The sequence below is a fragment of the Bradyrhizobium sp. genome, from assembly GCF_036735945.1.
In the GTDB taxonomy this organism is placed as follows: domain Bacteria; phylum Pseudomonadota; class Alphaproteobacteria; order Rhizobiales; family Xanthobacteraceae; genus Bradyrhizobium.
In genome coordinates this window covers 73,812-94,897 of the sequence record NZ_DAINNI010000005.1, presented here as the reverse complement: position 1 = coordinate 94,897, position 21,086 = coordinate 73,812, and the positions used below count along the sequence as shown (strand labels likewise).

The 21,086-nt window shown below is 63.9% G+C and carries 16 protein-coding genes; 4 read left to right on the top strand and 12 right to left on the bottom strand.

Going from position 1 to position 21,086, the window contains the following annotated elements; all coding sequences use genetic code 11:
* Positions 1-7 precede the first annotated feature (7 nt).
* The gene (locus V7E26_RS03485; RefSeq protein WP_324413514.1) at positions 8-415 is read right to left on the bottom strand and encodes a GFA family protein; all 408 of its coding nucleotides are present in this window, start codon (positions 413-415) and stop codon (positions 8-10) included.
* Between the two features lie 124 nt (positions 416-539).
* Positions 540-1,931 (bottom strand): aminobacteriohopanetriol synthase HpnO, encoded by a 1,392-nt coding sequence (gene hpnO / locus V7E26_RS03480; RefSeq protein ID WP_324413512.1) that lies wholly within the window; start codon positions 1,929-1,931, stop codon positions 540-542.
* Between the two features lie 103 nt (positions 1,932-2,034).
* Between hpnO and V7E26_RS03475 the strand changes: the two genes are divergently transcribed.
* Complete coding sequence (locus V7E26_RS03475; protein WP_324413510.1) at positions 2,035-2,709, top strand: DUF2147 domain-containing protein; 675 nt, start codon at positions 2,035-2,037, stop codon at positions 2,707-2,709.
* Here V7E26_RS03475 and V7E26_RS03470 read toward each other — a convergent pair.
* Positions 2,677-5,265 carry an MMPL family transporter gene (locus V7E26_RS03470; RefSeq protein ID WP_324413508.1) on the bottom strand — a complete coding sequence of 863 codons (2,589 nt, stop codon included), beginning with the start codon at positions 5,263-5,265 and terminating at the stop codon, positions 2,677-2,679. The two genes, V7E26_RS03475 and V7E26_RS03470, sit on opposite strands and share 33 nt — an antisense overlap.
* 447 nt (positions 5,266-5,712) lie before the next feature.
* Here V7E26_RS03470 and ispH point away from each other — a divergent pair, with 447 nt between their 5' ends.
* Both ispH and hpnH read left to right on the top strand, forming a co-directional pair.
* Positions 5,713-6,642 (top strand): 4-hydroxy-3-methylbut-2-enyl diphosphate reductase, encoded by a 930-nt coding sequence (gene ispH / locus V7E26_RS03465; protein ID WP_324413571.1) that lies wholly within the window; start codon positions 5,713-5,715, stop codon positions 6,640-6,642.
* Between the two features lie 67 nt (positions 6,643-6,709).
* A complete protein-coding gene (hpnH, locus tag V7E26_RS03460) occupies positions 6,710-7,867 on the top strand; it encodes an adenosyl-hopene transferase HpnH (RefSeq protein WP_324413506.1) in 1,158 nt (385 codons plus the stop codon).
* 110 nt (positions 7,868-7,977) lie between these two features.
* Here the strand turns inward: hpnH and V7E26_RS03455 are convergent, their stop codons facing one another.
* The 6 genes from V7E26_RS03455 to V7E26_RS03430 form a co-directional block, all read right to left on the bottom strand.
* Positions 7,978-8,727 (bottom strand): phosphorylase, encoded by a 750-nt coding sequence (locus tag V7E26_RS03455; RefSeq protein WP_442893347.1) that lies wholly within the window; start codon positions 8,725-8,727, stop codon positions 7,978-7,980.
* Positions 8,724-10,703, bottom strand: coding sequence for a squalene--hopene cyclase (shc, locus tag V7E26_RS03450; protein ID WP_324413504.1), 1,980 nt, complete (start codon positions 10,701-10,703; stop codon positions 8,724-8,726). The genes V7E26_RS03455 and shc overlap by 4 nt, the downstream gene beginning before the upstream one ends.
* A 67-nt stretch (positions 10,704-10,770) precedes the next feature.
* Positions 10,771-12,024, bottom strand: a complete 1,254-nt coding sequence (gene hpnE, locus V7E26_RS03445; RefSeq protein ID WP_324413502.1) for a hydroxysqualene dehydroxylase HpnE — start codon at positions 12,022-12,024, stop codon at positions 10,771-10,773.
* Entirely contained in the window at positions 12,024-12,863 is an 840-nt protein-coding gene (hpnD, locus tag V7E26_RS03440) for a presqualene diphosphate synthase HpnD (protein WP_324413500.1), read from the bottom strand. The genes hpnE and hpnD overlap by 1 nt, the downstream gene beginning before the upstream one ends.
* Positions 12,860-13,738, bottom strand: a complete 879-nt coding sequence (gene hpnC, locus V7E26_RS03435; protein WP_324413498.1) for a squalene synthase HpnC — start codon at positions 13,736-13,738, stop codon at positions 12,860-12,862. Before hpnC ends, hpnD begins: the two co-directional genes overlap by 4 nt.
* Positions 13,739-13,917: 179 nt before the next feature.
* A complete protein-coding gene (locus tag V7E26_RS03430) occupies positions 13,918-14,157 on the bottom strand; it encodes a cysteine rich repeat-containing protein (protein WP_324413496.1) in 240 nt (79 codons plus the stop codon).
* A 440-nt stretch (positions 14,158-14,597) separates the two neighbouring features.
* On the opposite strand from V7E26_RS03430, the gene V7E26_RS03425 reads away from it, so the two are divergent.
* On the top strand, positions 14,598-15,101 hold the full coding sequence (locus V7E26_RS03425; protein ID WP_324413494.1) for a hypothetical protein: 504 nt from the start codon (positions 14,598-14,600) through the stop codon (positions 15,099-15,101).
* A gap of 81 nt (positions 15,102-15,182) precedes the next feature.
* On the opposite strand, the gene V7E26_RS03420 is transcribed toward V7E26_RS03425, so the two are convergent.
* From V7E26_RS03420 to V7E26_RS03410, 3 genes are all read right to left on the bottom strand, one after another.
* Entirely contained in the window at positions 15,183-16,241 is a 1,059-nt protein-coding gene (locus tag V7E26_RS03420; RefSeq protein ID WP_324413492.1) for a hypothetical protein, read from the bottom strand.
* Positions 16,242-16,299: 58 nt separating this feature from the next.
* Complete coding sequence (locus V7E26_RS03415) at positions 16,300-18,690, bottom strand: efflux RND transporter permease subunit (RefSeq protein ID WP_324413490.1); 2,391 nt, start codon at positions 18,688-18,690, stop codon at positions 16,300-16,302.
* 356 nt (positions 18,691-19,046) lie between these two features.
* Positions 19,047-21,062, bottom strand: a complete 2,016-nt coding sequence (locus tag V7E26_RS03410) for an acyltransferase family protein (protein WP_324413488.1) — start codon at positions 21,060-21,062, stop codon at positions 19,047-19,049.
* Positions 21,063-21,086: the final 24 nt, after the last annotated feature.

Below are 21,086 nucleotides of genomic sequence, written 5' to 3'. Positions count from 1 at the left end.
TCCGCCGCTACGTCTGCGGCGGATAGCGTTCGAAGCTGGGCAGTTCGTGCGCGCTCTCCATCCAGCGCAGCCGCTCCGCCGTCTGGATATGGATCATGGCCGGCACAGCTTCGGGATCGTCATAGGTCGCGCTCTGGATGTCGACGATGCCGGGCAGGATGTTCGCGTTGACGTAGAACAGCCCGGTGCCGCAGTCGGCGCAGAATTGCCGCCGGCCATGTTCGGAGGATGCGTACAGCTTCGGCGTTCCCTTCGTCACCTTGAGCGCTTCTTCTGGATACATCGACCAGCCGACCATGGGCGCGCCGGCATGACGGCGGCAATCGGTGCAGTGACACAGCGCGTGAACGATGGGCTCGCCCGCGATCTCGTAGCGGATCGCGCCGCAATGACAGCCACCGGTGACGTTGACCATGCTCTCCTCCGAGAAGATTGTAGCCCGGATGGAGCGCAGCATAATCCGGGACCAACTCCCTCGGCGGCCGAGACGCTCCCGGATTGCGCTGCGCTCCATCCGGGCTACGACCTTGGTGTGTGGGCTACGCCGACTTCCTGACAGCGTTGTCGACCAGCGTCTTGCCGAGCGACCAGATCGCGCCGGGCACCTTGTGGCTGGCGGCGATGACGTCGTCGAACGCCTTTTCGATCCAGTTGCAGTCTTCTTCCGTCAGGACCAGCGGCGGCAGCAGCTTGATGGTGTGGCTGCCGTGGCCGGAGACCTGCGTCAGGATCTTGTGCTCCTTGAACAGCGGCACGGTGATGAGCTGGCAGAACAGGCCCTTGTTGGCGGTCTCCAGCAGATTCCACGACGCCTTCAGCTTCAGCGATTTCGGCGGGCCGAACTCGATGCCGATCATCAACCCCTTGCCGCGCACTTCCTTCAGCAGTTCATAGCCCGGAACCATCCGCGTCAGCGCGAGGCGAAGCTCGGCGCCGCGCTTGGCGGCCTGCTCGACCAGTCTTTCCTGCTTGATGACGTCGAGCGTCGCGATGCCCGCGGCCATCGCCAGATCGTTCTTCGAAAACGTCGAGCCGTGCACGACCGCGCGGTCCATCTGGCTGAAAATCTTGTCGAAGACCGACTTGCGCGTCAGCAGCGCGCCGACCGGCACATGGCCGCCCGACAGCGCCTTGGCGAGCAGCACCATGTCGGGCTCGACATTCCAGTGCTCGACCGCGAGGAACTTTCCGGTGCGGCCGATGCCGGTCTGGATTTCGTCGGCGACGAAGATCGAGCCGTATTTCTTGCAGAGCGCGGCGGCGCCCGGCAGATATTCATCCGAGGGCATGTTGACGCCCTTGCCCTGGATCGGCTCGACGATGAAGGCCGCGACCTGGCGCGAGGACAATGCCCGCTCCAGCGCCTCGAGATCGTTGAACGGAACCTGGGTGCATCCCGGCAGCAGCGGCTCGAAACCGCTGCGGAAGTTCGCATCGTCCATCAGCGACAGCGCGCCGTAGGACAAGCCATGGAACGAGTGGGAACAGGACACGATGCCGGGACGGCCGGTCGCGCCGCGCGCGAACTTGATCGCGGCCTCGACGGTTTCGGCGCCGGAATTGGCAAAGAACACCTTGTCCAGATATGGCACATGCTCGAGCAGGCGTTCCGCCAGCACGCCGGCGAGCGTGGAAACATCGAGTTGCACCAGATTGGGAAAATCGGCATCCAGCACGCTTTTCAGCGCATAACGCAGCGCCGGATGATTGCGGCCAATCGCAAAAACGCCAAATCCGCTGAGTAGATCGAGATAGCGGGCCCCCTCACGATCGAAGAGGTATTGACCTTGACCCTTCTGAAAGCCCACATCGTAGCCGATGGTCTTCAGCACCCGCACGAGCTGCTCGTTCAGGTGGCGTGCATGCAGGGAACTGCGCTGCGCCTGCCGGTCTGCAAACAGCCCGGAAACATCTAGATATGAGTCTGACATTGGCTACATACGTCGGTTGATGGCTGTCTCGTCAACTGAAAACACTGAATGCGGCGTTTTGACCCCCGCTTTGGCTCCATCTACTTAAACATAGGTTGCACCCATGTTGCACTGCCCAAGAACTGTCGCGCGTACAATAGTTTATTCGGGAATCTTTTTGGCCACAGGTCTTAATGCGGCGCTCGCCGCCGATCCGACCGGTGACTGGAAAGTAGCCGATGGCGTGGCCAACATCCGTGTTGCCCAGTGCAGCGGCAGCATGTGGGGTGTCGTCGCCTGGGAAAAGCAGCCGGGCGGCAAGGACAAGAACAATCCCGACGCAGCCAAGCAGAGCCGGCCGACGCTCGGCATGCCGATCCTGATCGACATGAAGAAGAAGGCCGGCACCGAGGCCTGGGAAGGCCAGGTCTACAACGCTAAGGACGGACAGCTTTACTCGTCGACGATCAAGCCGGTCGGCACCGATCAGCTCGAGATCCAGGGCTGCGTGCTCGGCTTCCTCTGCGGCGGCGAAACCTGGACCCGCGTCGGACCGCCGATTCCCTCGAGCCCCGTCAACAGCATGGCCAAGGGTGCGCCGAAGGGTACGCCCGGCGCCGCGCCGAAAAGCACGGCAGCGCCGGCGACGCCAGCCCCTGCGCCGAAGACCACCGGCAACGCACACCCCGCCCCTGCTGCGCCGAAGGCCGCGCCGGGCCAGAAGCAGGCCGCCGCGGCTCAGCCCGCCGATATCGGCGACATCTGCCTACTTCCCGACATCGCGCGGTTTGCCCATTAGCGCGGGCTGGAACAGCAGCACCGCCATCAGCGTGATGACGAACGACATCGCCAGCAATTTACCCATGCTGGCGGTGCCGGGATGGCTGGACAGCCAGAGACTTCCGAACGCGGTCGCGGTCGTCAGCGCCGAGAAGAAGATCGCGCGCGTCAGGCTCGACTGCAGCAGGTTGGTTCTGCCCTCTCGCCAGGCCACGACGTAGTAGATCTTGAAGGCGACGCCGACGCCGAGCAGCAGCGGCAATGCGACGATGTTGGCGAAGTTGAGCGGCAGCCCGATCAGGACGCAGACCTCCAGCGTCACCGCGCCCGCCACCAATAGCGGCACCATCGTCATCAGCACGTCGCTGATCCGCCGCAGCGTCAGCCACAGCAGCAGGCTGATCAACAGCAGCGCCCAGATGCCGGCGTGGATGAACGCCCGCACGATGGTATCGCCGGATTTGAGGATCGACACCGGCCCGCCGATCGCGTTCGGCTCGGCGGCCAGCACCGCATCCGCGAAACGACGGAGATTGTCGTTGTCGTTGGGATCGCCCTTCGGCAATGCCTCGACGCGGATCAGGCCGTCCTTCGACTTCCAGCTGTTCAGCAGTTCCGGCGGCAGCGTCTTCAGCGTCACGGGGCCGGCCTGAATCGTGTTCCTGAGCTGGTCGAACACGATCTTGAGCGGCGTGATGAAGACGGCCTGCGCCTTGTCGCGCGTCGCCTGGTCGCTGGCGGCAAGCCTGGACAGCGCATCCGCCAGCCGCCGCGAGGCCACCGCGCCCGGGCCCTTGCCCTCGCCGGCGGTCTTGCGCAGCGCTTCGACCGAACTCTTCAGCGCCTCGACGTTCTCTTCGTCCGTCGGCGCGGCGTCGACCGAGTCAGGGTTCAGCGCGGGTCCGACCACCTTCGCCGCCTTCGCGATCAATTGCAGCTTCGCCGGCTGATCTTCCGGCACGAAGCTGTCGATCGACATCACGCGCAGGACTTCCGGTACCTTCGAAAGCCGCTCCTCGATCTTCCTGGCTTCGGCCTCTGAATTGGTCAGCACGTTGATGGCATTGGCGCCGGTGTTGGGATCCTTGCGCAGGTCGAGGAAGGTCGCGATCGATTCGGCGTGCGGGTTGCGCAGGTTGATCGGGTTGAAGTCGAACTTCATGAAATAGAGCAGCGGCAGGCCGGCGATCACGAGAGCCAGCGTGCCACCTACGATGATGACGCGGTGGCGCTCGAGGAATTCGTCGACCGGCGCCAGGAAGGCGTAGCCGACCGGCTCGCTTTCGCCGGGCGGGTGCAGCAGCTTCAGCATCGCCGGCAGCACCGTGATGCTCGATATGAACGCGATCAGCATGCCGGCGCCGGCGATCTTGCCGAGCTCGGAAATGCCCTTGTAGTCGGTCGGCAGGAAGCACAGGAAGCCGGCCGCGGTCGCCATCGCGGCGAGCGACAGCGGCACCGCCGAACGGCTCGCCGCGCTCTCCAGCGCTTCGGCGAGATTTTCGTTCTTGAAACGCTCGGAACGGTAGCGGACGCTGAACTGAATGCCGAAATCGACGCCGAGGCCGACGAACAGCACGGCAAAGGCGATCGACAACAGGTTCAGCGACCCCACCATCATCAGGCCGACCGCGGTGGTGAGCGCAAGACCGATGAACAGATTGACGAAAACGGCGAAGATGATCTTCGCCGAATGCAGCGCCATCCAGAGAATCACGAGGACGATCAGCACGGTCGCAACGCCGTTGACGATCGCGCCGTCCTGCACGGTCGAATATTCCTCGTTGGCGATCGGAACCGGGCCGGTCAGCCGCACGCGCGCGCCGTACTGGCCGGCGAAATTGAGGTCGACCGCGGCCTGGCGGATCGCGTCGGTGGCGTCCTTGCCCGGTTCGAGCGCGTTGTAATCGAGCTTCGGCTTGAACTCGATGAAGGCGCGGCGGTCGGAATCGGTCAGAGGCTTGTCGCTGACGAGCTCGCGCCAGGAGAACGTCGCGGGCTTCCTGTTGACGACGTCCTCGACCGTCTGGCTGATCAGGTTGAAGGGGCGCTCGGCATTGTCGAGCTTGACCTGCCCGCGCTTGACGCCGGCAAGGCCGGTCTCCAGCGCACCGGTGAGGCCGCGGATCGAGGGATCGCCGGCCATGATTTCAATCAGCGGGCCTGCGGCCTCGAGCTGGCCCGCGACCTTGCCGACTTCCTCCATCGGCAGGAACAGCAAGCCGTTCTTTTCGAAGAACTCGCCGGAGCCGAGCGGCTGCACGGATTCGAAATGTGTGGTGTCGCCGGAAAGCTTTGTCGCGAGCGCCCTGCTCGCAGCGCTCGCCATCTCGGGCGTCGACGCCTCGACGACGGCGAGGATCAGCTTCTCGCGGTCGAAGGCGTGCTCGAACTGGTTGTCGCGCTTGCGCCAGTCGAGGTCGGGCGAGATCAGCGTGTTGATGTCGGTGTTGATGGCGAAATGCCGGGCGGTGTAATAGCACGCCCCCACCGCCAGAAGCAGGGAGACAACGACGACGAGAGTAGCAAACCGCGTACAGGTTCTGACAATCGAGACAACAATGCTGGTCAGCACTTCGTTTCTTTCTGAATCTCAAGGAGAGCTGGGCGAAAACGCCCGCTGTCTAGCGGAGTTCCCCGAGCCGATCTAATGTTGTTTTGGCGACTTCCCAGAGGGTTCATTGCGCGGCGGCCCAAGCCACGGGACGGGCAGCCAAGGGCGCCGGTATAGTCCTTTCCAGAGGGCGATAAAGTGACGAACCGGTGAGGAACCGCCATTCACGAAGTGCATAAGATGGTATTTAGTTACCATAATCTTGGTAACCATTGCGCGATGCATCTTTTCCAGCCGCACGATTTTTGACACATAGTCCTGCGCTTCCATCTACTTGGAGTGGGGATTGCCTGCGGTTCCGATCGTGGTGCGGATTTTGCTAATCCGAATGTGACCGGCTGCACGGAGACCCTCGGGCGGATTTGCGAATTATGTACCAGGTGCAACAACTTGCGTAATGGACATGCCATGGAAGTGTATTTAGCGCAGCCCCGCGGATTTTGTGCGGGCGTCGTACGCGCCATCGAAATCGTTGAGCGCGCGCTCGAGAAGTACGGTCCGCCGGTCTATGTCCGGCACGAGATCGTGCACAACAAATACGTCGTTGAGAGCCTCAAGGCCAAGGGCGCGATCTTCGTCGAGGATCTGTCCGAGGTTCCACCGCGGGCTGTGACCGTGTTCAGCGCCCATGGCGTGGCCCGGAGCGTCGAGGAGGAGGCAGCCGCCCGTGACCTGCCGGTCCTCAACGCCACCTGCCCGCTGGTCACCAAGGTCCACAACCAGGGCAAACGCTACATGTCCAAGGGTCGGGCCCTGGTCCTGATCGGGCATGCCGGCCACCCGGAGGTCGAGGGAACCATGGGTCAGGTTCCAGGCCCGGTCCTGCTGGTCCAGAGCGTGGACGACGTGGCGTCCCTGACGCTGCCGACCGACGCCCCGGTGGCCTATATCACCCAGACCACTCTGAGCGTGGATGACACAAAAGACATAATTTCCGCCCTTCAGGCCCGTTTTACAGATATTCAAGGCCCCGACATAAGAGATATCTGCTATGCGACACAGAACCGCCAATCTGCGGTAAGGGACCTCAGCAAGCTGGTGGACGTCATCCTCGTGGTGGGGGCCGCCAATAGTTCCAACTCCAACAGGCTTCGCGAAATTGGCACTGAGGTCGGGGTCCCGAGTTATCTCATTGCTGACGGAAGCGAGCTAAACCCGGACTGGTTGAAGGAAGCCAAAGCCGTCGGCATTACCGCAGGCGCATCGGCGCCCGAAGTTTTGGTCGACGACGTCATCGAGGCGTTGAGACGAATCGGACCCGTCAAGGTGTCGGTGCTTCCCGGCCGGGAAGAGAACATCGAGTTCCGGCTTCCAGCCGAACTGGCCAAGGCGGGCTGATCCAACTCATGATTCCAGGCCCGGGCTGCCCAGCCCGGACTCCAAGTCCAGAAAGAAATCCTCTCAAATGGCAATACCGTTCTTCAAGGAAATGCGTATCGGCGGCTATCTGATGAAGCAGAAGCTGCTTGGCCGCAAACGCTATCCGCTCGTGCTGATGCTGGAACCGCTGTTCCGCTGCAACCTCGCCTGCGTCGGCTGCGGCAAGATCGACTATCCCGATGCGATCCTCAACCGCCGCATGAGCGCGCAGGAGTGCTGGGACGCCGCCGAGGAATGCGGCGCGCCGATGGTGGCGATCCCCGGCGGCGAGCCGCTGATCCACAAGGAGATCGGCGAGATCGTGCGCGGCCTGGTGGCGCGCAAGAAGTTCGTCTCGCTCTGCACCAACGCGCTGCTGCTGGAGAAGAAGCTCGACCTGTTCGAGCCCTCGCCGTACCTGTTCTTCTCGGTCCATCTCGACGGCCTGAAGGACCACCACGACAAGGCGGTGTCGCAGAAGGGCGTGTTCGACCGCGCGGTATCCGCAATCAAGGCGGCGAAGGCGCGCGGCTTCACCGTCAACGTCAACGCCACGATCTTCGACGGCCATCCGGCGGAAGAGATCGCAAAGTTCCTCGACCTCACCACCGAGCTCGGCGTCGGCGTGTCGATGTCGCCGGGCTACGCCTATGAGCGTGCGCCGGACCAGGAGCACTTCCTCAACCGCACCAAGACCAAGAAGCTGTTCCGCGACGTCTTCGCGCTCGGCAAGGGCAAGAAGTGGAATTTCATGCACTCCAGCCTGTTCCTCGACTTCCTCGCCGGCAACCAGGAATATGAGTGCACGCCGTGGGGCATGCCCGCGCGCAACATCTTCGGCTGGCAGAAGCCCTGCTATCTGCTCGGCGAAGGCTACACCAAGACCTTCAAGGAGCTGATGGAGACCACGGACTGGGACTCCTACGGCACCGGCCGCTACGAAAAGTGCGCCGACTGCATGGCGCATTGCGGCTATGAGCCGACTGCCGCCACCGCGGCGCTCAACAATCCGCTGAAGGCCATGTGGATCGCGCTCAGGGGCGTTCGCACCTCGGGCCCGATGGCGCCCGAGATCGATCTTACCAAGCAGCGCCCGGCGCAGTACATCTTCTCCGAACAGGTGCAGAAGAAGCTTTCGGATATCCGCCGCGACGAGGCAGCGGCCGCTGCCGCGAAGCAGCAGAAAGCCTCCACCGCCGCCTGAGCGGTGTCCTGAAGCAAAAGAATTGGGCCCCGGTTCTGAAACGAACCGGGGCCCATCCTTTTCGTTTGACGCCCTTCAAGTTCGGAAAGCCTGTTACGGCCTCGCGCGGATCAGATCTCCGCGGTCGCGAGCGCGCTCTCGCCGCTGTGCAGGAAGCCGCGGCAGCCGCGCAGCGAGCGCAACGCGCGATTGAAATCGATTCCCGTCGACACCAGCGCGCGTAGTGTGGTCGGATTGCGGGCAACCCCGCGCAGCACCTTGCCGAGATCAATGTCGCCGTTCGGCTTGATCGCGTTCTTGGCGATCGCCGGAAGCGCGCGGCTGGCTGGATCGGAGATCACCCGCAGCGCGGCGAACGGCAGGCCGGCCTCGGCCGCATAGGCGGCGGCAATATGGCTTTCCATATCGACGGCCGCAGCACCGGTCTCCAGATGCAGCGCGGCCTTGCAGGCGGTCGCTGCGATCACCCGCTCCACGCCGGCGAGGCCGCCGCGGACCACGCGCCTGCGACGCAACGCCGCACGCGCGATCATTTCCTCATTCAGCGCCAGACCAGCGAGGAAGCGCGTATCGCCCGACAGGACCTCGGTCGCCACCACCACGTCGCCCGACTTCAGCGAGGGATCGAGCCCGCCGGCAACGCCGAACGAAATGACACCTCTGAACGTGGTGGAATCGAGCGTTGCCAGCAGCGCGCGCAACTGCCGCGGATCACTGGAGCTGCAGATGACGATCATGCCGGGCCCGGCCGCGATGCGGGCTTCCTGCACCAATCCTGTAACGATCAATACCGGCCGCGGATCGATTGAACTACGATCAATCAGATTATCCCCCGCGGCGGCCTCAGCCCCCAAAGTCACATCCCGACCCCTACCACCCTGCTGTTGGTGCTTCTCAAATTCCGGTACCGCGCCATTGCCCAGAGCGGAAAGAACTTCGAGTAGCCATGATAACGCAAATAAAACACCCTCGGAAACCCTGTAGCCGTGTAACGGGCCTCATCCCAAAGCCCTTTTTCCGTCTGTGTGGTTTTTAGGTACTCCACGCCACGCACCACTGCCGGGTTCTCGACCTCCCCGACCGCCATCAATCCAAGCAAGGCCCATGCCGTTTGCGACGAAGTCGACGGCGCGACCTCATATCCCTTGTAATCGAGTCGGTAGCTGACCGCATCCTCGCCCCAGCCGCCGTCCTTGTTCTGCACAGACAACAGCCAGTCCACGGCTTTGCGAATCATCGGGTCCTGATGATCGACGCCCGCGGCATTCAGCGCGCACAGCACCGACCAGGTCCCGTAGATGTAGTTGAGGCCCCAGCGGCCGTACCAGGACCCTTCGGCGAGCTGGGTGCGGCGCAAATAGGCAATGCCGTCCGCGAGCGCCTTGCTGGTCTGTGCGGTCTCGCCAAGCTGCGCCAGCATCGAGATGCAGCGCGCGGTGACGTCCTCGGTCGGCGGATCGAGCAGCGCGCCATGATCGGCGAACGGAATGTTGTTGAGGTAATATTCGAGGTTGTCGGCATCGAACGCGGCCCAGCCGCCGTCGACGCTCTGCAATCCAAGAATCCATTCCTTCGCCCGTGCGATCGCCTCGTCGTATTTTGCCGTGCCGTCCATCCGGCGCACGCGGTCCATCGCCATCACCACAACGGCGGTGTCGTCGAGATCGGGATAATGCGCATTGTTGTACTGGAACGCCCAGCCGCCCGGACGGACATCGGGCGCCTTCACCGCCCAGTCGCCCTTGAGGTCGAGCACCTGCCGCGGCTTCAGCCAGTCGAGGCCCTCTTTCATTTTCGCAAGCGTGTCCTCGCCGCCGGCTTCCGCCAGCGCGTGGCAGGTCAGCGCGGTATCCCACACCGGCGAGACGCAGGGCTGGCAATAGGCCTCGTGCTCGCCGATCACGAGCAGCTTGTCGATGCCCTTGCGGGTGATCGCGCGCGGCGGAAAATCCGGCCCCTTGCCGAGCGCGTCGTACATCATGACGATGTTGGCCATCGGCGGATAGATCGCGCCCATGCCGTCCTCGCCGTTCAGCCGTTCTTCGGTGAACTTGAGCGCGGCGTCGATCGCGCGCTGGCGCAGCTTCTTCGGAAACAGCGGCTCGACGACACGCAGCACCTTGTCGAGCGTAGAGAACAGCAAGTACCAGCCAAAGCTCTGGTGCGGCGCCTTCTTGTTCATGCCAACCGTCTTGGGATCCTGCAGGAACAATTCGTCAATGCCGACGCCCCTCGGATTCCTTGCCTGCGGCTTGAGCGCCGCCAGCACCATCAGCGGCACCATCGTGGTGCGCGCCCAGTAGGAAATCTTGTTGATGTGGAACGGCGACCACATCGGCAGCAACATGATCTCGATCGGCAGCACCGGCACGGCACGCCAGCTCAACACGCCATAGAACGCCAGCAGGAACCGCGTGAAGACGTTGCTGCCTGCCGCGCCGCCGCGCGCGCGGATCGCTTCGCGCGCCCGCGCCATGTGCGGCGCATCGATGGACTCGCCGATCATCTTCAGCGCGAAATAGGATTTGACGCTGGCGCTCATGTCGAACGGACCGTCCTGCACCAGCGCCCAGCCGCCGTGATCGCCTTGCGTGCGGCGCAGATAATTGGCGATCTTGGCTTCGAGCTCGCTGTCGACGGGTTCGGCGAGATAGTGGCGCAGCAGCACATATTCGGACGGAATCGTGCTGTCGGCCTCCAGCTCGAACACCCAGTGTCCGTCGGATTGCCGATAGCCGAGCAGCGCTTCGGTCGCAGAAGAGATGCTCTTCTGCAGCGCGACGGGATCGACTGTCGCGGTAGCATCGACTGCAATTGTCTTGTCTATTGAAAGCATGTGCTAAACATCCCTCTATTCGCGACCGGGTTCTGTGAAGCCGGTCACGCAGCTGTCCCGGCGGCTACTAACGCCTCGCCAGGACCAGATCGGCGGCGCGATCACCCGACCGCACCGATCCCTCGATTGTTGCCGGCAGCCCGGTATCGGTCCAGTCGCCGGCGAGAAACAGGTTTTTGAACGACGTCACCGGGCCCGGCCGCAGCGCGTTCTGCTCCGGCGTCGCCTCGAAGGTGGCACGGCGCTCGCGCACGATCTGCCAGGGCGGCAATGCCGGCTCGCCCGGCAGCCCCGCAGCCTTGCAGACGTCGTGCCAGATCGCCAGCGCAAGCTCTTCGCGCGGCATGTCGACGAGCCGGTCGCCATTGCTGATGGTGACGGAAAGACGCTGCGGAAAGGCGAACAGCCATTCCACGAGACCGCCGATGACGCCGAGGAACGGCGCGGCATCCTTGGGCGGATCGAAGCGGAAATGCGCATTGACGATGGCGCGGAATTTCGTCGGCGTCTTCAGGCCCGGCAGCAGCGACGCGGCGGGACGCGGCGGCACCGCGAGCACCACGACGTCATCGGCGCCGAGCGCGATGGTGTCGGTCCCGAATTTCAATTCGCCGACGGCCTCGCCCTTGCCGGTGAATTCACGCAGTTCGTGGCCGAGCTGGACCGAGGCGCCCTTCTCCTGCAGCAGCTTGATCGCGGGATCGACCAAGACCGCGCTGAGCCCGTCATGTGCGATCAAGGGACGGCAGGCATCGCCGCCGGCGAGCAGCGTCTCCCGCACGATTGCGCCGGCAAGGCCCGCCGAGCCCTCGGGCGGATCGACATTGAGCGCGGCGAGCAATAGCGGCTGCACCAGCCGCTGGTACAGCGCGCCGTCGCAGCGGATCGTCTTGCCCACCCGCCTGTCGGTGCCCGCCCAGATCAGCGGCATCAATCCGAGATAGTCCAACAGCCTGGTATCGGGGACACGGCGCGCCGCGTCGAACACCCAGAGCGGCAATTTGCCCTCGCCGAGGTCGAGCAGCCAGCGCTGGCCGGTCGTGATGTCGACGAACGGAAACTGCGCGGCCTTCGGCCCGACAAGCCCGGCCTCGGTGCCGATTGACCGGGCATAGGCCCGGGCATGACTGTTGCCGGACAACATGAGATGGTTGCCGTTGTCGATGGTGAGATTGGTGGCCGCGTCGAAATAGGAGCGGCAGCGGCCGCCGGCTTGCTGCGTCGCCTCGTGGACGTGCACACGGTAGCCGGCGTTGGCGAGCCGCACGGCTGCAGAGAGGCCGGAAATGCCGGCACCTATGATATGAGCGTTTTTCTGCATCAGATGATCGCGTAACGGAGAAGGATGGCGATCTTCGCCCATTTATGGACGCGGACCGGCTCGCGCGGCGAGGCAAAACCCCGCGCCAGCAGCAGGTCCAGAATCGCGCGGTAATATTTCGACATGATGCGCGGCGCGCGCACGAGGCGGCGCGAATTGCGTTTCATGATCTCGTCGGCCTTTTCGAAATGCTTTTTCGCCCGCTCGGCCAGCGGCAGACAAACCTTCGGCAGCGCGCGTTCGGCGATCACCTTCTGCGGATTGTCGCTGGTGATGCCGGCGAGCAGCAGGCTTTCGCGCGGCAGATAGAGCCGGCCGAGACCGGCGTCCTCGTCGATGTCGCGCAGGATATTGGTGAGCTGCAGCGCGCGGCCGAGATGGTGCGCGAGCAGGATGCCGTCGTCCTCGGGCATGCCGAACACCCTGACGGAGAGACGCCCGACGGCGCTGGCGACGCGGTCGCAATAGAGATCGAGGGTGGCAAGGTCGGGCGCGCGGATATCCTGCGGCACGTCCATCTCCATGCCGTCGACGATGGCGAGGAAATCCTCGCGCTTGAGGCCGAAGGTCTTCACCGAGGCGGCGTAGTCCCGCAGGCGCGGCGGCGGATTGCCCCGGTAGAGCGCGTCGATATCGTCGCGCCATTGCTGCAGCGCGGCCAGCCGCTCGGGCCGCGGGCCGTCGGAATCGGCGATGTCATCGACCTGCCGGCAGAAGCTGTAGATCTGGAACATCGCCTCGCGCTGACTGCGCGGCAGGATGCGCATCGCGGCATAGAATGAACTGCCGGACGCTGCCGTACCGTAATCTGCGTTGGCCGCCGCCGTCTGGATCGTCATGCGCCCGCCGCCGGTTTTGCCAGCGGACGCCGTCCCGCCGCGCGGCTGATCATCTCGCCCGCAACGGCACCGAGGCTCTGTCCGAGCAATTCGAGCTTGCTGAGATGGACGCGCTCGCTGAGCGGGTCACGCACCTTGAGCATGCCGACGATCTTGTCGGCGAAGGCCTGGATCACTGAAATCTCGAGCCCGAGCCGGAAATCCCTCACCTCGGCGCCGAGCGACTTGCTTTCATTGAGCAGCGTTTCGGTCCTGACCGCGAGAGCCTGCAGACATTGCAGCAGCGCCGGCGGCGACCTTGACTCGCCCAGCATCTCCACCGATGCGCCGGAGGCGGCCAGCGCGTCGCGCGGCAGATAGACGCGGTTGAGATTTTTGTAGTCCTTGGCGCAGTCCTGCAGGTGGTTGTTGATCTGCAGCCCCGCGCAAAGCGCATCCGACGCCGCCCAGGTCGAGGTGCTCTCGCCGTGGACGTCGAGCATGAAGCGCCCGACCGGCATCGCCGAATACCGGCAATAGTGGATGACGTCGTCCCAGTTTTCGTAGCGAAGCTTGGTGACATCCATGCGGAACGCGACCAGCACGTCGAGGGCATGGCGCGGAGCCATCGAACGCTCGGCCAGCGCCGCGCGCAGGCCGACCGCCTCCTTCTGGGTGTCGCCCTTGCCGAGCAGTTCCGCCTCCAGGAGGTCGAGATAGCGCAGCTTTTCGTCCGCACTCAGCGTCGCGTGGTCGGCGATGTCGTCGGCGGTCCTGACGAAATTATAGAATGAAAGGATCAGCGCCCGGTGACGCGGGTGGATGATCCACGACGCGACGGGAAAATTCTCGTCGCGGTGGGTCTTTCCGGATCGCAGGTCGCTCGCGGTGGTCATCAACTGGCTACATCATCAGGGATTGGCGGCATGCGCCGATGCTTGGGCGCATGCCGAGTGATTGCGGGCCCCATATAGGGGAATCCGCAGCCAAAACCAATGCTATATGGGCTGATTAGCCCCGCCCGTGACGCGCGTCATAGAGCCGGAAAATGGCCTTGTCGCGAGGATTAACGGACTTATTGGCCGTTGTTCTTGAGAACCTGGTTGCAGGCGGCGCTGATCTTGGGGCGGTGCTCCTTGAGGCACGCCAGGATGGTCAGGTCGCCCTGGTCGATGACCGGCCGACAAAACTTCTGCACGTCGCGGGTGCAGGCCTTCTGCTCCTCCGCCGTTCCGCTGCGCTGTTGCTGCGCGAAGGCGGCGGTCGACGAGACCGCAATCGACAACAAGGTGAGGGCGAGGAGAGATTTACGCATCTTGTTCCTTCATTTCGGCAGCAAGAAACCCTGTTCCCGATTAGCGCTCGGCATCGCCGGAACGGATTTGTCTGGATGGGCAGGCGCCGCGTAGCGCAGCAACGAGTAAAGGACAAGCATGGCAAATGCGGTCAAATTTACGGCGGCATCCCGAGCGACTTCAGCACGTTAAATAACCACCTGATATCTAAAGTGTATTTTTGCCACAGATGTCCCGTAATTGGATGTTGCGGGCAATGAGACGCAAAGTTAGATGCTGCTTCAGCGGAGCCGATGTGGGCAATTGATTCCATTCGGTCGCAGGTGCGAGTTTTTTTCTCGCCTGAACCGGTTGGAAACGGCACACCGTCATTTGAACCTAGGATACTGCGGGGACACTAAATCTTCGATGCGGCGAGACGTATCTTTGCAGAAGCGTCTATTTTGATGGGAAAATCACGATGAAACTCTTTGGTTCCAGCTTGCTCGGTCAGGCCATGGCAGCGGCCGGCGTCGGCGCCGCGCTGATGTTGTCGGCCACCGCCAGCCACGCCCAGGCCGGCGGGCCGTTTGCCGGCTTCGATGGAAACTGGAGCGGCACGGGGACGGTCGCGCTCTCCAACGGCACCACCGAGAACATCCGCTGCAAGGCCGACTACAAGGTCAACGCCAGCGGGCTTGGCCTGAAGCAGAATCTGCACTGCGCCAGCGACAGCTACAAATTCGACCTGTCGAGCGACGTCACCAGCCAGGGCGAGCGTATCTCCGGCAACTGGAGCGAAAAGAGCCGGAATATCTTCGGCAACCTGCAGGGCACTGCCGGCGGCGGCCAGATCGACGTGTTTGTCGAGGCCTCCGGTTTCGCCGCCAACCTCAATCTGCGCACCACCGGCAACAAGCAGGTCGTGCAGATCGACTCCAAGGGTGAGATCCGCGGCGTCAAGATCACGATGAACAAGACCTGATACGCCGCCCTTCCGGAACAGTTTGAAAGGCAGCGCTTCCAGGGCGCTGCCTTTTCCATTTTGCGATCGGCGATTGCCGGATCAGCCGAATTTCCACTGCCAGCAGGCATCGCCGCGATCGCGGCGCTCGACCACCTCGACGCGCATGAAGCGGTCGTGCGCGAGGGCGGCGCCGACCCACAATTCGTTCCAGGCGTCGAACACCGAAGGCGACAGCGCCTCACGCTCCGCCATCAGCCGCCACGAGGTCTGCCGTACGGTTGCGCGTGAGCCTTCCACCTGCAATTCCGCGTCATCGTCCTGACCGCGGGCCAGGCGAACGAAGGCCCTGGCAAAGCCCACCGCGCCCGCTTCGACGCCGCCCAACAGGGAGGCAACTTCGTCAAAGGTGTGCATGCCGACCAGCCGCGCCGCCGCTGCGGCGAGATGACCGCCCTCCTCCGGGCCGAGCAGGTTGATCGTCTCCGGCACGATCGAGGTGACGTACTCCATCGCATAATTGCGCAGCACCTTCTGCAGCCGCTCCTCCGGCCAGGTGTTCGCCGCGAGCTGCGGCGCAAGCTCGGCGCGGAACGGCGGACAGCGCTCGCCCGGCGAAAACTGCAGCCGCTCCTCGGGCGCGAGGTCGCGATCCCATTCCTTGTAGTATCCCTCGAGGCCCGGCTGGCCATCGACGGTCTGTCCGGTGCAGACGAAGCCGAGCCGGGGATTGCCGAGGACTATGCCGTTATTGGCGTGCCATCCGCGCAGCATCGCCCGCGATACTTCCGAGGGAATGCCGCAGATCGCCGTGCCCGACCAGATCCAGCGCGGCGGCGGATAGCGCACCCAGGCCTTGGTGTCGCTTTCATGAACGTACTCGACCTTCACGCCGCCGACCTGGTTCGACAGGTAGTGATATTGCGCGCAGGCGACCGCATGCGGCAGCCGGTCGAGGCCGAGCTTCTGCAGTCCCGGCAGGAAGCGCGCCAGTTGCTGCCGGCGGAAGGTGCGAAACACAACTTCCGCCGCGCGCGGCGCGCCGGCCCGCGAGGCCAGCATCAGGATCAGCCCGGTGAGATAGGAATGGTAGATGTGTTCGACCGCGCGGTAGGCGGCGGCATCGGCCGCCGGACGTTTGGCTGGTCCCGCAGACGTCATTCCCCACCCCCTTGCGGCGGCCGTTGATCGGCCGCCCTTGATCGTTCGGCAGCAGCAGCTAGCCGGCCGGCTTGTTCTCCGCCGCCTTGCCGTGGTCGACGCCGCGGATCTTTTCCGACAGGTTGATCAGGAACATCGAGGTCGGCCGCAGGATGAAGAGGTCGGCGACGAGGGCTGCGATCATCGAGAACGCGCTGAGCCAGCCGAACAGCCGCAGCGACGGCAGATCGGAGAATACGGTGACGACGAGGCCGCAGGCCAGCACCACCGTGGTCAGGATCAGCGCCGGACCGACCAGCACGGTCGCGCGCTCCACCGCGAGCGCCGAGGTGACGCCCGGCTTGCTCTCCAGCCGCAGGCGGTTGAGGAAGTGGATGGTGGCTGACAGTCCGAGGCCGAACGACACCGTGAGCGCGACGACGCTGGCGAATTGCAGCCCCTCGCCCAGGATCCACAGCACCGTGCCCGACGCCACCACGGGGAAGATGCCGGGCAGGATGCAGGAGAACATCACCACGACGGAGCGGAACGCGAGGCCGATGAAGATCGCGACCAGCAGGAACTCGATCGTCAGGCCGTGATTGAGCTTCGAGATCATGTTGGCGCTGTTGCGCGCCGCGATCGCCGACAGGCCGGTGACCGCAATCTCATAGCCGGGATGTTCGGCGCGCACCGTGTCGAGCGCCTTGTCGAGCTTGTCGACCACGGGAAGGATCTCGCTGGAATCGAGATCGGCAACGCGCCCCGACACGACGACGGCGTCCTGGTCAGCCGAGATGAAGCGGCGCACCAGATGCTCGGGGATCACGCTGACATATTCCTTCAGCGTCGCGACGTCGTTGCTGCCGGCCTTCTCCGCGAGCCAGCGGCGCAGCGTCTCCAGCGACCAGACGTTGCCGACGCCGGCCGACTTTTCGACCATGGCGTGAACTTCGGCGATCGTCTTCAACGTATCCGGCGCATAGAGCGAGGCACCCTTGGGGAATTCGATCAGCACGTCGATCGGATTGGCGCCGGTGAGCTTGGCGTCGAGACGGCTCGACGCCTCCACCGCCTGCCGCTTGTCCGGCACCTGATCGGCCAGACGATAACGCGGCTCCAGCGTGGCGTAGATGTAGCCGAGGCCGGCGACGAGGAGCAACGCGAGCAGGCTGAACAGCCCGGGGCGGCCGACCATGCGGACCGCGATCCAGTAGCAGAAGTTGCGCAGCGCCTGCACGCCGGCGTCGGCGCTCTGGAACTTGACCGCAAAGATCTTCTCGTTGCGGACGAACAGCACGCCGAACACCGGCACCAGCGAGAGCACGGCGATCAGCGCGATGATGGTCGCGGCGAGGCCCGCCTCGCCGAATTTGCGGATCAGTTCGGAATCGGAGAACTGCAGGGCGATGAAGGAAATGCCGGCGGTGCCGTGGGTCAGCACGCAGGCCGGGCCGACCACCAGCACCGCGTTGGTGAAGGCGGTGAACTTGTCCTGCCCCGCAATCAGACGGTCGCGCGCCGCGAACGTGAGCTGCATCGAGTCCGAGAAGCTGATCACCATGATGAGCGGCGTCATCACGTTCAGGAACATGTTGAGATTGAAACCGGCCCAGCCGAGGCCGCCGAGCGCAAGCAGGATCGCGATGATCGGCGGGAACGCCGCGACCACCATGAACGATATCTTGCGGAAGAAGATGATCGCGATGATGCAGCCGGCCAGGATGCCGAGAATGTTGTAGGTCAGGCCGTCGCGCTTCACCGCATTGCGGATTTCGAGCTGCATGACGGGAACGCCGGAAAGCTGCGCGTTGAGCCCGCTGCCGGCGAGATCGTCGGCCATGACCTTCCTGATCTCGCCCACCACCTTGCCGAGATCGTTGGAGGACACGATCTTCGGTTCCAGCGACAGCACGATCAGGGCCAGCGTGCCGTCTTCCGACAGCAGCTTGCCGCGAATGATCTCGTTGGCTTTGACGGTTTCGGCGAACTTGTCGTAGGCCTCGCCCTGCGGCAATTCAGGCGGGAACAGCGCGGCCGGCAGCTTGCCGGGCTCCGGCGCCTGGCGCGCGGAGAACAGCGAGACCAGGCCGCGCACGCCCTCGATCAGTTGCAGGTCCGTGACCATGTCACGGAGCTTTTCGAGGTTCTCGCGGGCCAGCAGCGTCTTGCCCTCGACCACGACCAGCACGTCGAACTCGGTCGCCGGAAAGCGCTTGGTCACGGCCTCGTATTGCTTGTAGTCCTTGGAGTCGGAGCGGAACAGCTGGCTCAGGGAGTCGTCGATCTTGATCCGCTGGATGCCGAACAGCGCCGCGACGATCAGCACGACGAGGATCACCATGGACATGATCGGCGCCTTGACGGCGATCAGGCCCATCCGCTCAAGTCCAAAGGCGATGCTCTTGCCCGGCGGCGGTTCTTCGATGGCTTCGACGTGGACGCGACTTTCGGAGTTCTTGTCGAGCATACCCTGTCCAGTTCTCACGTCGTCCGGTTCGATGCAGCGCTTGGTTTTATGCAGCTTGGTGGCGCGAATGCGGCTTTGACGGCCCCTGTTCGATGGGCTCTAGCCCTTGAAATCACGCGGTAAATTAACGGCCGCCGTTTTACAGGGCCGAACCCCGTCCGGCAAGCATGCGGGACCCGGCAAATGGCCCCGGACGTGACGAAAATCGGCTTTAAGTCTCTGATTTGCCACACCTGTAAACGACCGCCTCGCGGCGTTTCCACCCGTGGTGCCAATGCCGCCCGCAACGGACGGCACAGCCACGTCAGGTCACTTTTCGGGGAGGCGGAAAACCGCCGGCCCAGGGTGCGCGACCGTCAATCCTTTTTCCTCTCCGCCTCGGTCCCGGCGCGCAGCGCCGCCCTGAACGCGGCGTCGAACAGGCCGCGGTACTGAAGCGCATTGACGTTGGAGATATGCGCGGTGTCGCGGAAATTGGCCTGCCCGTCCCGCACCAGGTAGCAAGAGCCCTGCTCGCAGACGACGGACTGCGGGTCGACCATCACAAGGTGCGGATTGTCCCGGTACGGATCGAGCGCGCGCGCAACTTCTTTGCGGATATCGCTCCTGGTAATCGCAGGGCCCGCCTCGACCTTCCATTCGCCGATCGCCTTGCCCGCACGGATCTGGTTTTCGATCCAGCGTTGCGGCAGGTCGAAGCCGATGTCCAATAGCGGCATGATCACGACGACGGTCTTGCCCGACGAAAGCAACCGGTCCGCCAGCGCGGAAATTTCCGTCGCATTGTTCCAATTGCTGCCGAGCACGACAATGCTCGGCTCCGCCTGCACCAGCACGAAGTCGAGCGTGCTGCGATTGAATTGCCGGCACGGCGGCTGATCGCCCGCATTGACGGCGGCATCGTCGACGAAGGCCCGGCACGCGCTTTGGGTCGCGATCAAACCGTGGATGCCGTTGTCGCGTGCCGCCGACGAGATCGGTTCGAGATATTGATTGGCAAAGGAATCGCCCCACAGGATCGCGGTCGGCCGGCCCGCGGCTGGCGCGCTGCCGAAGCTGCAATACGTCTCGGCGACTATCTTGGTCGAGTTGGCGTTCCGGAAGCACTCGTCGCGCGGCGTGTTGGTCCGGCGCGCGAGTTCGGCGGGCAACAGATAATCCGGCAACCGGCCCGGAAAACCGTGATTGAGAAACGCCAGCGAGACGAAGCCGGCGAACACGGCAAACGAGACGCCCGAGACATTGAGCAGCCGGCGCTGTGTCCAGAACTCGCGCCGCGTCCGGACCGGCTGCTCGACGTAGCGGTAGGACAGCGCGCCGAGTGCCAGCGAGGCCAACACCATGATGATCTTCTGCGCAGCCCCGACCTCGTAGCCGCGCAGCGCGAGCCAACTCAGCGCGAATACCCAGATCGGCCAGTGCCACAGATAGATCGAGTAGGACCAGTCGCCGATGCGCTGCACCGCCGATAGTGCGAGCACGCTGCCTTCGCCCGCCCCCTGCCGCGCCGCGACGATCATGGATGCGCCGAGGATCGGCAGGATGGTGAGAACGCCCGGCCATCGCGCTTCGGGCAGAGGGTAGACGGTACATCCCGCGACCAGCGCCCAGCCGGCGAGCGCGATGACGGGCTGCTCCAGCCGGGAAGCTTTTACGCCTTGCGATCGGCGGCTGATTTCGGCGGCGGCGATCAATCCGCCCGCGAGCGGCTCCCAGGCGCGGGCACGCAGCGAGAAGAACGACGATCCCATCGCATCGTGCTGGCTTGCCCACAGGCACCAGGCCAGCGACAGCGCGGCGAAGACATACAGCGCGATCGTCACGGCGCCGAATGATGATTTGGTGCGGGCTGCGAGCCGCCAGACGAGCCACGCAATAAGGGGCATCCAGATGTAGAACTGCCACTCCAGCGACAGCGACCAGGTATGCAGCAGCGGCTTGGTCTGCGCGGCCATGGCGAAATAGCCGTTGTCGCTGTTGAAGGCGAAGTTCGACACGAAGGCCAGCGCCGACAATGCCTGCAGGAGATGCTTGAGAAATTCGGCCGGCAAGGTCACGAACCAGCCGATCACGACGGAGGCTGCGACCGCGACCGCCAGCGCCGGATAGATCCGGCGCATCCGCATCATGCCAAAGGCCCACAGCGAAAAGCGGCCGAGCCGCAGGTCGTTGAGCACCTTCGTCGTCATGAGATAGCCGGTGATGACAAGGAACACGTCGACGCCGACGAACCCGCCGGCGAATCCCGGGATCTGGAAATGGAAGCCGACGACGGCAATCACCGACAGCGCCCGCAGCGCGTTGATATCAAGCCGGAACCCGTCCGAGCCGGCGTGCCTGGCCGTCGACTGCAATGCCCCCGCCTTCTCCATCGCCTGTCCTGCCCGCTGCTCGCC